The 747-nt window shown below is 71.0% G+C and carries 1 protein-coding gene; it reads right to left on the reverse strand.

Features of this window, described 5'->3' with window-relative positions:
- On the reverse strand, nucleotides 1-747 hold a 747-nt coding region (locus ACWJ6R_RS37425), incomplete at both ends, for a hypothetical protein (protein WP_449066720.1).

Below are 747 nucleotides of genomic sequence, written 5' to 3' on the forward strand. Positions count from 1 at the left end.
CCGCGGCCGGGGTAGACCATGACCAGCAGATGCTGGGGGGTGAAGGCATCCCCCTCGGGCGCGCGGTAGTGCACCCGTACGCGGTAGTGGCCTTTGCCGGCGATGGCCAGGTTGGGCAGTTCGGGCGCGGCCATCGGGTCCCGCAGCGTCAAGTCCCCGCCGGGGCTGTGGTAGCCGACTTCGATCACCTTGTCCCAGCCCTTGACCTCCACCGGTGGGCGGCGCCGGTAGGCCTCGGCGGTGACGCACACTTCGTAGTCGGCGTGGAAGTCGATCCGCAAGTGGCCCGGTACGCTGCCCACCAGGTCGCCGTGGACGACGGGCTCCTCCTGCGCGGTGTCCGCGTGGTCCTCGTAGGACTCCATGCCGATCTCGGAGAACTCACGGAGGCGCGCCGCTCGGGCGGGCGTGATCCGGGGCCGGTGACGCAAGCGGTTGCAGATCGCCTGGCTGGCGGCCTCTTGGCGGAGGTATTCGGCCTCCTCAGCGACGATCTCGCGCTGTCGGTCGGCTGCGGCGGGTGGGCAGATGGGCGCGAGGAACGCTTTGTCCTCGGTCGAGTTCGGGTAGGCGGCGCACTGCTTGCGGCCGTAGGCCAGCAGGAGGTGATCGGGTAGGTGGGGGAAGGCGCGCGCTCGGCGGGCGGTGCAGAGGAAGGCCTGCTCATCCGTTGCCGCCCGGGTTCGGGACGGGTCGGTGGGCGGGCACTGGTCGGCGGTCGTGATGCGGCCTGAGCCGAAGTCGGTC

It is taken from the genome of Planomonospora algeriensis, assembly GCF_977012225.1.